Consider the following 12,000-nt stretch of genomic DNA (forward strand, 5'->3'; position numbering starts at 1 on the left):
AAACAAAAAACCAGCGCGGGATGGAGCAGCCAGGTAGCTCGTCAGGCTCATAACCTGAAGGTCGTAGGTTCAAATCCTACTCCCGCAACCAAAATCCCTACGATACCAGACATACCAAAATCTGAACGTAATGGAATGGCAGTCGGAAATGACTTCAAGACATCTAAGTCAGCACTAACAGTACCCTCTTTAGGTTCTTCACGCACCATCCCCATGTCCACATGATCGTACCGGGTGGTGGTTTATCGAAAGCTGGCAGTCGTTGGGTCGCATGCAAACCGGGGTTCTTTCTGCATGTGCGGGTGTTATCCCGATTGTTCCGACGTCTATTCATCGAGGGGTTGCTGGCATTGCACCGTGCTGGCGAACTGGTCTTCTTCGGTGATCTGACTGGACTGTCAGATGCTGGCGCTTTTGCAGCATATCTTGCGCCACTGGGCAAAAAGGAATGGGTGGTCTATGCTAAACCACCCTTCGGTGGGCCCGAGCAAGTGCTCGCCTATCTCAGTCGATACACCCACCGTGTCGCGATCTCAAACAGCCGCCTTATCAACGCTGACGCCAACACTGTCGCGTTCAAATGGAAAGACTCCGTCGCATCAAGCCGAAATGGAGCGCTCAGGCCCGCATCGAAAAACCTTAAACAAAGCGGGCTTTCGTTGCGACAACTCGAATGTCCGTTTTAGCGCAAAGGTGCTTTCGACTTCGGTGGCGTACATAAGGCGTTTGTAACCACTTCCCGCGCTGCGCGCCCGGCAGATTCGATATAGGCCGGATCATGATGCACAAGCACAGTGGAAAACGCACCGTCCATAAGTAAGACGATGTGCCTCGCCAATTCATCTGGGTCGGCAGTCCTACCTTCTCCGAACACCTCACAAAGCCACGCCTCAAATTTCTTCTTGTGGTCAGCGCCTACCTTCATAGCTGGATGGCCCGGCATATTCGCTAACTCGGCAGCAGTTCGCAAAAACCCGCAACCCTTCCACTTTGGATGCCGGGCTGACTGAGCCAGATTCACGAAAATGGCCTCGGCTTTGTCAGCAAGATCGCCTTCCGCCTCATCAAACCATTTCCTGAAAAGTGCCAGATTGGGTTGATCGCGAGATGCCAGGTAGGCCTCGATCAAATCGTCCTTGCTCTTGAAATGGTAGTAGAGTGTCTTTTTCGTCAAGCCAGCTCTGGTGGCGATGGCATCAACACTCACAGCACGAATGCCTTCCCCGTAAAACAAGCGGTTTGCGGCATCAAGGATGCGGTTTTTCGCAGAGGGAGAAGGTGTTGACATAATTGGTATACTATACAGTGAGTATACACCAAGTTCAACGCTCGATACCGTCTCCTAAACGAATGGAGGCCGTCATGGCAGATTTGATCAAGCATGAAAAAAGAGGCGCTATCGCCCTTCTCACACTGAACCGACCCGAAAAACTCAACGCTCTGAACTATGCGACAAACGATAGGTTGCTTGAGCTGTTGGATGTGATCGAGATCGACGCGTCAATAGCCGCGATTGTCCTTACCGGCACGGGTGACAGAGCGTTTTCGGCCGGTGGAGACATCCATGAATTCACGGAGAGCGTTAAAGCTGGCGTGGACATCGCCGTCAGGGACTTCTGCAAACGGGGTCAAACGATGACGGCTAGGCTGGAGTCATTCCCAAAACCGATCATTGCGGCAGTCAATGGGATTGCTTTCGGAGGCGGGTGTGAGATCACCGAAGCAGTTCATCTTGCTGTGGCGAGTGAAAATACGCTCTTTGCGAAGCCGGAAATTAATATTGGCATTCCGCCCACATTTGGTGGAACTCAAAGACTTCCCCGATTGGCGGGTCGCAAGCGGGCGTTGGAACTACTTTTGACCGGGGATACCTTCGCGCCGCAGAGGGCATACGAGTTGGGGTTGGTGAACAAGGTCGTGCCGCACGACGAGTTGCTCCCTGCCGCCTTTGAATTGGCCGAACGCATTACCCGACACTCTCCTCTCGCTGCCGCGCGGATTATCACCGCTGTAACCAGAGGCCTAAACACAACGATTGACGAGGGTTTGCTCATTGAGCGGGAGCAATTTGCAAGGATGGCTGCAACCAATGATGTCCATGAAGGCTTAAGCGCGTGGATCGCGCGTCGGACACCAAGATACACAGGTGCATAAGATGAGTGACAGCGAGTTTCATACCAGTTTTTCCAAAGAAACGTGGGAAAAATTCAAGGAGGACCAGCGACCAGGACCAATCCACATGCTGAACTTCATCCGTCTGCGCGAGGAAGCGGATTACTCTGATGGCCGCGCCTGCACGGGCGCGGACGCTTATCAGGTTTATAGCGACATGAGCGCGCCCGTATTTCAAGAGTTGGGTGGCAAGATCGTATGGCGAGGCGGTCACGAGTTAACGATGGTTGGGTCTCACAACGAGATTTGGGACATCGCGTTCGTAGCGGAGTATCCGAGCGTCCAAGCATTTTTGGACATGATGAAAAATCCGACTTACCGCGAGGCAATGGGCCATCGGCAAGCCGGGGTGCTCGATAGCCGCTTGGCTAGGTTCAGTGCGGATCGCCTAGGTAAGAGCTTTGCTGGATAGATTTGCTATGGCACTCTCAGCGGTCGGGCGCTCGACGTAGTCATGAGCGTTGGGCGCACCACTTTTTCTACATCTATCCGGCGATAGCGGCCATTCGTAGTCTGCGCAGCATCCGGTAAAATGGGCTCTCCCGACACCTTCGCTACGCCAGTCACGAAAGACTGGCTCGACGACGACCACAATCTCATCGAGCGGCAATCGTCTTGCCTCATCCTCAGGTAAAAGCGGCGTCTCTTCTGTGCGCTCCGATTGACTGCGTCCTTCAAACGGGTTTTTCCCAACAGAGCGCGATCGCGTCACAACCGTCTTGGTGGTTTTACCGACGGCTTTGCTCAGTTCCTCGACGGTCTTCTCATCTGACGGCGTCAGGTAGAGTTTGATGCCGGCGTTATCCCCGTATCGCGCGTGATCGGTTCGCGCATCGGGACGTGGGTGGGATGGGGCCAATCGGTCAGGGTTTCGGCCTCAAACGCTGCAAACTCTGCGTCTGACATCACGTCGCTAGCGACGAGGATTTTCTGCAACGCGGACACCCAGCATTCGTAGTAGCTCTGCTGCGGTCCGTCCTTTGCTTCGACCTGCGCGATCTCTGAGCTGAAGGTTTCGACCCAATCCTCCCATGCAAAGACGCCGGCCTTGTGCAGATTGACGACAAGTGCGAAGGCGCGGCCTTCCCATGGGGCGTTGAAAACGACCCCGTCTTCATTCTTGGGGATGTTTGGTGCATTCAGGCAAAGTTCTAAGCTCACCACATCACCGTCCGCTTGGGGCCGGGTCAATGTGTTCTTCCCAGACGTTCAAGTTTAATTTGTCGATGGCGGAGGCTTCAGGCCCCCACAATTCGCGCGCAGTAAAGGTGGCGGTATAGAGGTGCTGCGGGCGTTCATCCTGTTCGTTTGCGGCTGAATCATTAAATGAAAAGATACCGTGGTGTTGCGTGATCACGCCGATCTTTTCGCGGGCATAGCGCGGCAGGCGGGTGTGACCTTTGATAAAGATATTGCGCGTCAGGATCTTGTCGCCAACCGCGTAGGCAGGCTTTGCGTCGGCCTCGCGCCGGAAGGTGAAGCCGTCTTTTATGATCTGCGGCACAATTTCAGCCGTCAGCGGCGTTTCGACGCCACCGACCTTCTTTTGTGGGGGCAGCGCACGGGCTTCGGCAATTTCGGCGGCCGTGGCGATGCCCTTTCCCACCAGCAAGGTTTCGACGCCGTAAAGCCATTTCGCGTAATAGGGATCGCCCAGATAATCGAGAACGGGACGGTTTTCCATTGCGTGGCGGTATTCGTCCTGATTCCAGAATCCATTCATCCCGATGGCCCAGTTCAGGCCAAACATCCGGCGTTCCCAGTCGCCGTGGAAAACAGGTTCGTTTTTCTCTGGCAAGACAGGGCCGTGCCCGTCCATACCGCCGCAGTCATGAATGCCGTCCATTGCGATATCCCCTTTCTACTTCGTAAGGCGCGCAGGTTGGCCGGTGCCAATCATGCTGTCACGGGTGACAAGTTTTTCCAGTTCTTCTTCGGACAGGCCGTCGGTGCCCTCGGGGCGCTGCGGCAGCACCATATAGCGCAGCTCTGCATTGGCATCCCAAACACGTACCTCGACGTCATCAGCCACGGGCAGGTCAAAGTCCTCTTTCAAGACAACTCTCGGTTCCTTCACGATACGCGAACGATAGGGCGTGGATTTGTACCAGACGGGCGGCAGCCCCAGCAGGTTCCACGGGTAGCAAGAACAAAGCGTACAGACCAAAACGTTGTGGATTTTATCCGTGTTTTCAACAACAACGATGTCTTCACCCTGAAGCCGCGACACGTCGAGTTCTGCTAACGCCGCATTGGCGTCAGACACAAGCCGCGCCTTGTAGGCGGGATTAGCCCAAGCCCGCGCAACCACTTTCGCGCCAATATGCGGACCGATCCGGCGTTCGTAATGTTCCACGATTTCGTCGACGGCAGCAGGATCAACGAAACCCTTCTTTATCATCAGGTTCTCCAGCGCCTTGACCCTGACAACAATGTCTTCTGGGGGGGCATGGCTGTGGCTGTGGTCATCATGGTCGTGATCATGGGGCATGGATGTGCTCCGTCTTACGTGTTGTTCGATCTGTCTTCAAACTCATCATTAACGAATGACTTCGTCAATTAATTTCAGCCGGCAAGGTACCCGCCGTCAACGACCAGCGTCGTTCCGGTGACGTAGCTGGCCATATCTGAGGCAAGAAAAGTAGCGGGGCCGACGATCTCTTCAGGCTCTCCGAAACGGCGCATCGGGATACGGGCCAGAAAGGCCTCGCGCCGTTCGGGCACGTTTCGTGTGGCCTCGGTCATTGAAGTCTTCAGGGTGCCGGGTGCGATGGCGTTGACGCGCACCCCATCGCAAGCAAGTTCGGCGGCGAGATTTTGGGTCAGCATCTTGATCGCGGCTTTCGACGTCGAATAGGAAATCGAGGTTGCGGTTGATACGAAAGACGCGATCGAGGCCATATTGATGATGTTGCCCTGGCTGCGCCGCAGGGCAGGCACAAAGGCCAAGGTCACATTCAATGCACCGTTCAGATTAACGTCGATGCCGAGTTTCCAGCTTTCGCGCACATCGTCTGCATCGATGCTGTTGCGGGGGCATACCCCTGCATTATTTAGCAAAAGGTCGATATCACCCTTGGTTGCGCCGACTTCCTTTGCAAGCGCGGTGCAAGCATCGGCATCGGTAACATCAAGCGCGTAGGCCACCGCACTGCCGCCGGCCTCGATGATGGCGTCCGCAGTTGCCTGCGCACTCGGCAGATCAAGGTCTGTGCTGATGATGGTTGCACCCTCGGCTGCTAAACCCCTGGCAAGCGTCGCGCCAACGCCTTGGCCCGCGCCGGTTATCAGGGCGAGTTTTCCCTTTAGCCTCATTTCAAACCTCCCATTTGGCACGGGTATCAACAGCCCGGCCGGTCGAGAAATTGTTATCCAAATACGAATAACTTCGCAATTAAATAATTTTAAGTGAATGCGGGTGCCTTCGGATTAAACCCCATCTGCTGCGATGTTTGACGTGTATTGGCCAGCAATTGCTGGACTTGCGGCCAGTCTGCCGCGCGTTTCAGTTGGGTCTCTGTGCCGACAAGCGTGACAACCGCTTGTATCTGGCCCACGTGGTCGAAGATCGGCGCGCCGACAGCAACGACGCCAGGCACTGGCGCTTTCTCAATTGCCGCAAACCCTTGCTGGCGGACATCCGCCAACTGCGCTTGGGTCAGTGGTTTCACGTCACCGACACGTTTTTCAGCAAAGCCTTTTGATTTCTCAAATTTCAACAAGTCCTGAATGATGTCGGGCGGCATGTGGGCTGCAAAAACATGCCCCGTTGTCGTTGCCGTGACCGAAAATACCGTGCCAACACGGGTGTTCATATGCAACTGCCCCTGACCTTCCGACACCTTGATAACCGTTGGCCCAAACGCACCCCAAATCGACAAAAGCACCGTCATGCCGGTTTCTTCGCGCAGGGCTTCTGCGGCATCGCTGAACAACTGTATGGAATCAAAATTGCGCATCCGTACGATCCCAAGGTCTAAGGCGCGCGGACCGATGCGGTAGCGCCCGGCTTGCCCGTCCTTTTCGATAATTCCCAGCTTTCGGTAGCTCAGCAGATAGGCATGCGCCTGTGCAGGCGCTACGCCCGCCGCCGCCGCAATGTCTTTCAGCATCATCGGTTCGCTACGTTCGGCCAAAGCCTGTAGCAGCTTTGTGCCAACCTCAATTGACTGGACGCCGCGGCCTTCACCTTTGGGTGCTTTTGCCATGTCTCAGTCTCCAAACCGGTAACAGGAGGGATGCCGCATCACGATGTGCCCCCTGCTTTGGTCAAGTGCATTATCTCTGTCCGCACGGCATCCAGCGTTTGCAGAAAAGCATCCTCCTTCAAAGCGCCCTCCGATCCGATACAGGTAATCACACCTGCGAGCGTCTTGTCCGATTCAAACATTGGCAGCGCCAGGGTGAAGACATCGGGAACGATGGAATTCTCGATCGTTGCGTAGCCATCCTTGCGGGCTTTCGCGACGCTCGCTTCAAATCCGCGTCTGTCTGTCTCGTTTGAAATGCCGGGCAATTCAGGCGAACCGGCTAGCTCCTCTTTGATACGGGCATGAACGGCGGCGTTTTCACCGAAAGCCGCGAACAGCTTGCCGCTGGCCGTACCCGTGACAGAGAAGAGCGTGCCCATGCGGATATTGAGGTTGTATTGGCGGTGGCTTGGTTGGGCGACCGACACCGTTGTTGGCCCAAACGGCCCCCAGACGACTAGGGCCGACATGAAACCGTACGTTTCGGACAGACGTAGGATTAACTGGCTAGCATCGCGGTATAGCGGGACAGATTGCAGTCGCGCCAGCCCAAGATTCAAGGCAAGGGGTCCTATGCTGTAGGGGCCGGATTCAACCTTTTGTTCAATCATGCCTGTACGCTTGAAGCTTGTCAGATAGGCATGTGTCTGGGCTGGCGTGAGGTCCGCCTCAGCCGCAAGGGCGCGCAAGCTCATCGGAACGCCAGAACGCACCAGACAGTCCAGCAGACGCCCACCCACTTCGATTGATTGAATGCCACGGCCTTCCATGATGCCCCTTTATCTCATGCTGCCGCGATCAACGCAGCCATGAATGCAATTAAACGCTGGCGAATTCATTGCCAAGAAAATGATTCTCCCGACGGTGCGACGTAATATCAGCCTGCTGGCGGAAGTAGGTGCTAGATCTGGAACCCTCCCACGGGGAACAGAAAATTTGTATTTGACGAATAAGTTTGCCATAAGAATAATATTCTTAGAAGATTCACAGGGAGGCCAAGCATGCTTGACAAATTCCAAACAAGGCAATCGCAGCCATTGCACGCGCTTGAGCTTCATCAGGTTGCAAAGATGTTGCGTGCTGGGTCTGTGACGTCGGCAGCCGTTACCGATAGCCTGCTGTACCGCATTACCGCGACCTATCCACATCTCAACGCCTTTATCACGCTTTGCGCTGACGATGCGCGCGCGCAGGCCCGCGAGGCTGACAAAGTGCTAGCTCAGGGCCGCGTGCTCGGGCCGCTGCATGGCGTGCCTGTGGCGCTGAAAGACATCTTTGATGTGGTGGGCGTGGCAACCACTGCGGCCATGCCGTCACGTCAAACCGCTAAAGCTGCACAAGACGCTACAATCGTGAAACGCCTGAAAGCCGCTGGGGCGGTTACTTTGGGTAAGCTAAACATGTGCGAAGGCGTTTATGCCGAGCATGTCGACCCGTACGGGCCCCCGGTTAATCCGTGGGATGACACGTTATGGCCCGGCGCGTCCTCCAGCGGGGGCGGTGTCGCCGTTGCAGCCGACCTTTGTTACAGCGCTGTGGCCAGTGACACGGGTGGGTCAATCCGTTTGCCAACCGCAGCGAATGGCGTGACTGGCCTGAAACCGACATGGGGGCGGGTCAGCCGCCATGGCGTGTTTGAACTGGCCGCCACGCTGGATCACATCGGCCCGATAGCCCGCAGCGCGATCGACTGCGGTATGATGATGGGTGTGATGGCGGGGCTGGATCAGGATGATCCGACCACGTCGGCCCATCCTGTTCCTGAATTTCCGTCTGCTCCGCAAGATGGCGATCTGCGGGGTCTTCGCATCGGGTTGGACGACGCATGGCTGCGCAAAGATGTCGATCCGCAAACCACAGCGCGGGTACTTGATGCGCTGACGACGCTGCAGTCCTTGGGCGCCGAGGTGGTCGAGATCACCTTTCCCGACCCCACTCAAATCGCATTTGACTGGTTTAATGTCTGTGCTCCGCAAACGGCACGGGCACATCAGGCAACATTCCCGTCAAATCGCGACGCCTATGGCCCAGCCTTCGCGCAATTGCTTGATCTGGGAGGTGGCATGTCAGCCATTGACTACCAAGACGCTCTGCTGCGCCGCGAAGCTTTTGCCGGAAAGGTCCAGTCGCTGTTTCGCAATTGTGACCTTATCATCTGCCCCGCCCTTGGCATCGAAGTGCCGACCATTGAACGCATGTCGCAGGTGGACGACGATATGATCGTCGCCCTGCATCAGTTCACCTGTTCGTTCACCATGTCGCGCAACCCCACGATCACCATGCCGGCGGGCTGGCGCGACAGCGGGGACGGACCGCCCATCGCCGTGCAACTGGTCGCCCCACATTTTCACGAAGACACGCTTGTGCGTGCCGGTGCTGCGTTTCAACGCGCCACCAACTGGCACACGCGCCACCCTTTGCCGTAACGCGCCATCTGGCGCGCCGCGCTAAACACTCTGCTGAGGAAAGATTATGGAAACCTATGAATGCGATGTTTTGGTTATTGGTTCGGGGGCCGGTGGGCTTTCGGCGGCCGTGACCGCCGCCCACAACCACCAAAAGGTTGTGGTGGTTGAAAAAGAGCCTGTCTTTGGTGGCACAACTGCCCGCTCTGGCGGATGGATGTGGATCCCCAACAACGCACCAGCGAAACGCGCCGGGGTTGAGGATTCTGTCGAAAAGGCACGGACCTATATGAAGCACGAAACAGGCGAGCACTATGATGAGCGCCGCGTAGAGGCCTTTCTCGAAAACGGGCCAAAGGCCGTAGAGTTTTTTGAGGAAAACACGACGCTTCAATTCGACCTTGGCCCAACCTTTGCCGATTATCATCCCGATGCGCCGGGCGGTATGGACGGCGGGCGATCCATCGTAGCCCGCCCATTTGATGGGCGCGAACTTGGCAAAGACATCAAGCGCCTGCGCCCGCCATTGGCCGAGATCACTTTCTTGGGCATGATGATCGGCTCGGGCAAGGAGCTGCTACACTTCTTTAACGTCACGCGCTCGCCTATCTCGGCGGCCTACGTTGGACAATTGTTTGCCAAATTCGTGCGGGATCGCGTGTTTCATGGCCGCGCGATGCGGCTGATGAACGGCAACGCGCTTGTGGCGCGGCTGGCGAAATCCTGTGCAGATCAGGGCGTCCCGATCTGGACCCGAAGCCCCGTGCGCGAGGTTCTGCGCGAAGACGGCGGGCGGGTCACGGGCGCCATCGTCGACACACCCACTGGTCAGAAGCATGTGATTGCCAAGAAGGGCGTCGTCATGGCTGCAGGTGGTTTCCCTCAAGACCCAGTGCGCCGGAAACAATTGTTCCCTCATGCGCCTGCGGGCCACGAACATGCTTCTCCCGCACCTCCTGGCAATACCGGTGACGGCCTGCGAATGGGCGAAAAGATCGGCGCGCAAGTCAAGGATGATCTGCCCCATGCCGCCGCTTGGGTGCCTATTTCAAGACCCGTCAAGGCGGACGGCACACTCGGTACTTTCCCGCATTTCGTGGACCGTTCCAAGCCCGGCGTGATCGCGGTGACGCGGTCAGGGAAGCGTTTCGTGAATGAGGCGAATTCCTACCATGATTTCTGTCAGGCGATGTATGCGCGCTGTATGGACGAGGGCGGCGAGGTCTGTTCCTACTTCATCGCGGATTACAAGACCTTCCGCAAATACGGGCTGGGTTTTGCCAAGCCATCGCCGGTTCCGTACAAGTCACAGGTGAAATCGGGCTATCTGATCGAAGGGCGCACGCTCACTGATTTGGGTGACAAGATCGGCGCGGACCCCGCACAGCTAGAAAAGACCGTGTCGGAGTTCAACGTCCATGCCCGCAAAGGTGAAGACCCTGCGTTTCAGAAAGGCAGCACATCTTACAACCGGTCTCTTGGTGACCCCGAACATGGGCCAAACCCGTGCGTCGCACCGATCGATAAGGGGCCGTACTTTGCCGTAAAACTGGTGATCGGAGATCTGGGCACTTTTGCAGGGCTAAAGTCGAACGAGAACGCACAGGTGCTGGACGACAAGGACGAACCGATCCCCGGCCTCTACGCATCTGGCAATGACGCGGCAAGCATCATGGGCGGCAACTATCCCGGTGGCGGCATCACGCTGGGGCCTGCCATTACATTCGGTTACATCGCGGCGCGTCATATGGCGGGTGCAAACGCCTAAGACCACGAGGCTACGCAACAAAAGGGCGCGTCCTGCGAGGCGCGCCTTTTTTCATGTGCACCTTTTTTGTCGGCTTCGGGGGTGTGGGATATCTGTGGCGAGTCGGATTTTGACGAGAGTTCTCTAGATAAAATTCTGAGGTTTCTGAACACTCAAGCAGGTGGCAGGTAATCTTCTGTTGACTAACATATTCGCTAATGAATAATTTATTCTGAGGAAGTGAGAAGCGCGAACTTACGATTCGAGTGGGGCGGGACACGCTGCTGAAAACTAAGAATTCGATTTCTAGGGAGAAGACAGATGACGAACAGCAACACTATCAATTCAATCCGAGCAGGCCTGCTGGGCTCTGCGCTTGCCTGCGCCGGCATGGTGACGACGGCCGCAGCCGAAGAGCCGATCTTTATGGACCAAGGCGCAGACATTGCGTCGATGTGCGGTGACAAGCCGATGCGTGTGGCGCTGATCGACGGGTTCGGTGGCGACACATGGCGCAAGATCACACGTGCAGAATTCGAAGACGAGCTGAGCAAATGCGACAACGTCACTGAAGTCCGTTATGTGGATGCGAACGGTGACCAACAGAAATACAACGGCGACATCAACAGCCTTATCGCGCAGGGCATGGATGTGATTGTGGCTTTCACCGACTTCGGCGATGCGGCACTGCAGACTTATCGCAAAGCCCACCGTGATGGTGTGACGATTGTCCCATATTTCTCGAACATTTCTGGTGAAGCCGGGACGGATTACGCCGCGAACCTGTATCAGGATCAATACTATGTGGGTGGCCTCTGGGCTGACTGGATGGGCAAGACACTGAACGGCGAAGGCAATGTCGTTGTCTTGGGGGGCGTAGCCGGTGCGGCGTCGTCGCAGGTGTTTCTTGACGGGTTCAAGGCGGGCATCGCAGATTATCCAGGCATCAAACTGCTGGACGAGAACTTTATCGTCACAAACTGGAACCCAGCGGATGCGCAACGCGCCGTTACGGGCCTTATTGCGCAGTACCCAGAGATTGACGGCATCGCGTCCGACTATGGCGTAACGACCCTTGCTGCGATCAAGGCGTTTGAACAAGCAGGTCTGGATGTGCCCGCACAAGCGACACTTGCCAGCAACAACGAAATCAACTGCAAGTATGTTGAAGCAAAGGCCGCAGGCACTGTTTGGGAGTACTTCTCGTTAGATGGCACCGTGCGCACTGTTCGCTTTGCGGCCCGTGCTGGTGTCGCGGCGTTCCAAGGCACCGAAAACTCTGACCCGACTTCTGTTGTGCCTTTTGTCTATGCCGACAGTGCAGCAGGTATTGATCCGCTGTGTGACCCGGCGGCCCCGCCGGATGCAGACCTGTCCAGCGGCCTGCCTGCCGACAAACTCAGCGCCCTGTTCCAGTAGGTCAGGC

Annotated in this window: 12 protein-coding genes, 1 tRNA gene and 2 pseudogenes; 7 read left to right on the forward strand and 8 right to left on the reverse strand. The window is 56.3% G+C overall.

Features of this window, described 5'->3' with window-relative positions; genetic code table 11:
* Positions 1 to 14: 14 nt before the first annotated feature.
* Together KMP13_RS09240 and KMP13_RS09245 are read left to right on the forward strand one after the other, a co-directional pair.
* Positions 15 to 91, forward strand: a tRNA-Met gene (locus KMP13_RS09240).
* 109 nt (positions 92 to 200) lie between these two features.
* A pseudogene (locus KMP13_RS09245) lies at positions 201 to 590 on the forward strand (IS91 family transposase); the annotation flags it as partial.
* A 92-nt stretch (positions 591 to 682) separates the two neighbouring features.
* Here the strand turns inward: KMP13_RS09245 and KMP13_RS09250 are convergent.
* A complete protein-coding gene (locus tag KMP13_RS09250) occupies positions 683 to 1,288 on the reverse strand; it encodes a TetR/AcrR family transcriptional regulator (RefSeq protein WP_215265574.1) in 606 nt (201 codons plus the stop codon).
* A 74-nt stretch (positions 1,289 to 1,362) separates the two neighbouring features.
* On the opposite strand from KMP13_RS09250, the gene KMP13_RS09255 reads away from it, so the two are divergent.
* On the forward strand, positions 1,363 to 2,154 hold the full coding sequence (locus KMP13_RS09255) for a crotonase/enoyl-CoA hydratase family protein (RefSeq protein WP_215265575.1): 792 nt from the start codon (positions 1,363 to 1,365) through the stop codon (positions 2,152 to 2,154).
* A gap of 1 nt (position 2,155) precedes the next feature.
* Positions 2,156 to 2,584 carry a DUF1330 domain-containing protein gene (locus tag KMP13_RS09260; protein ID WP_215265576.1) on the forward strand — a complete coding sequence of 143 codons (429 nt, stop codon included), beginning with the start codon at positions 2,156 to 2,158 and terminating at the stop codon, positions 2,582 to 2,584.
* Between the two features lie 165 nt (positions 2,585 to 2,749).
* Here KMP13_RS09260 and KMP13_RS09265 read toward each other — a convergent pair.
* From KMP13_RS09265 to KMP13_RS09295, 7 genes and pseudogenes are all read right to left on the reverse strand, one after another.
* Positions 2,750 to 2,974, reverse strand: a pseudogene (locus KMP13_RS09265) (TraM recognition domain-containing protein); the annotation flags it as partial.
* Complete coding sequence (locus KMP13_RS20445; RefSeq protein ID WP_435370354.1) at positions 2,950 to 3,336, reverse strand: nitrile hydratase accessory protein; 387 nt, start codon at positions 3,334 to 3,336, stop codon at positions 2,950 to 2,952. The gene KMP13_RS20445 and the pseudogene KMP13_RS09265, both read right to left, overlap by 25 nt.
* Position 3,337: 1 nt before the next feature.
* Positions 3,338 to 4,018 carry a nitrile hydratase subunit beta gene (gene nthB / locus KMP13_RS09275; RefSeq protein ID WP_215265578.1) on the reverse strand — a complete coding sequence of 227 codons (681 nt, stop codon included), beginning with the start codon at positions 4,016 to 4,018 and terminating at the stop codon, positions 3,338 to 3,340.
* A gap of 15 nt (positions 4,019 to 4,033) precedes the next feature.
* On the reverse strand, positions 4,034 to 4,663 hold the full coding sequence (gene nthA / locus KMP13_RS09280; protein ID WP_215265579.1) for a nitrile hydratase subunit alpha: 630 nt from the start codon (positions 4,661 to 4,663) through the stop codon (positions 4,034 to 4,036).
* Between the two features lie 74 nt (positions 4,664 to 4,737).
* Positions 4,738 to 5,487 (reverse strand): SDR family NAD(P)-dependent oxidoreductase, encoded by a 750-nt coding sequence (locus tag KMP13_RS09285; RefSeq protein WP_215265580.1) that lies wholly within the window; start codon positions 5,485 to 5,487, stop codon positions 4,738 to 4,740.
* An 89-nt stretch (positions 5,488 to 5,576) separates the two neighbouring features.
* Positions 5,577 to 6,380, reverse strand: a complete 804-nt coding sequence (locus KMP13_RS09290; RefSeq protein ID WP_215265581.1) for an IclR family transcriptional regulator — start codon at positions 6,378 to 6,380, stop codon at positions 5,577 to 5,579.
* A 38-nt stretch (positions 6,381 to 6,418) separates the two neighbouring features.
* Complete coding sequence (locus KMP13_RS09295; RefSeq protein ID WP_215265582.1) at positions 6,419 to 7,192, reverse strand: IclR family transcriptional regulator; 774 nt, start codon at positions 7,190 to 7,192, stop codon at positions 6,419 to 6,421.
* 231 nt (positions 7,193 to 7,423) lie between these two features.
* On the opposite strand from KMP13_RS09295, the gene KMP13_RS09300 reads away from it, so the two are divergent.
* The 3 genes from KMP13_RS09300 to KMP13_RS09310 all read left to right on the forward strand — a co-directional run bounded on the left by KMP13_RS09300 (position 7,424) and on the right by KMP13_RS09310 (position 11,993).
* Positions 7,424 to 8,848: an amidase gene (locus KMP13_RS09300; RefSeq protein ID WP_215265583.1), complete on the forward strand. Its 1,425-nt coding sequence runs from the start codon at positions 7,424 to 7,426 to the stop codon at positions 8,846 to 8,848.
* A 46-nt stretch (positions 8,849 to 8,894) separates the two neighbouring features.
* Positions 8,895 to 10,595, forward strand: coding sequence for an FAD-dependent oxidoreductase (locus tag KMP13_RS09305; RefSeq protein WP_215265584.1), 1,701 nt, complete (start codon positions 8,895 to 8,897; stop codon positions 10,593 to 10,595).
* A 300-nt stretch (positions 10,596 to 10,895) separates the two neighbouring features.
* Positions 10,896 to 11,993, forward strand: a complete 1,098-nt coding sequence (locus KMP13_RS09310; protein ID WP_215265585.1) for a substrate-binding domain-containing protein — start codon at positions 10,896 to 10,898, stop codon at positions 11,991 to 11,993.
* Positions 11,994 to 12,000: the final 7 nt, after the last annotated feature.

This window comes from Epibacterium ulvae, from assembly GCF_018678075.1.
Lineage (GTDB): Bacteria > Pseudomonadota > Alphaproteobacteria > Rhodobacterales > Rhodobacteraceae > Epibacterium > Epibacterium ulvae_A.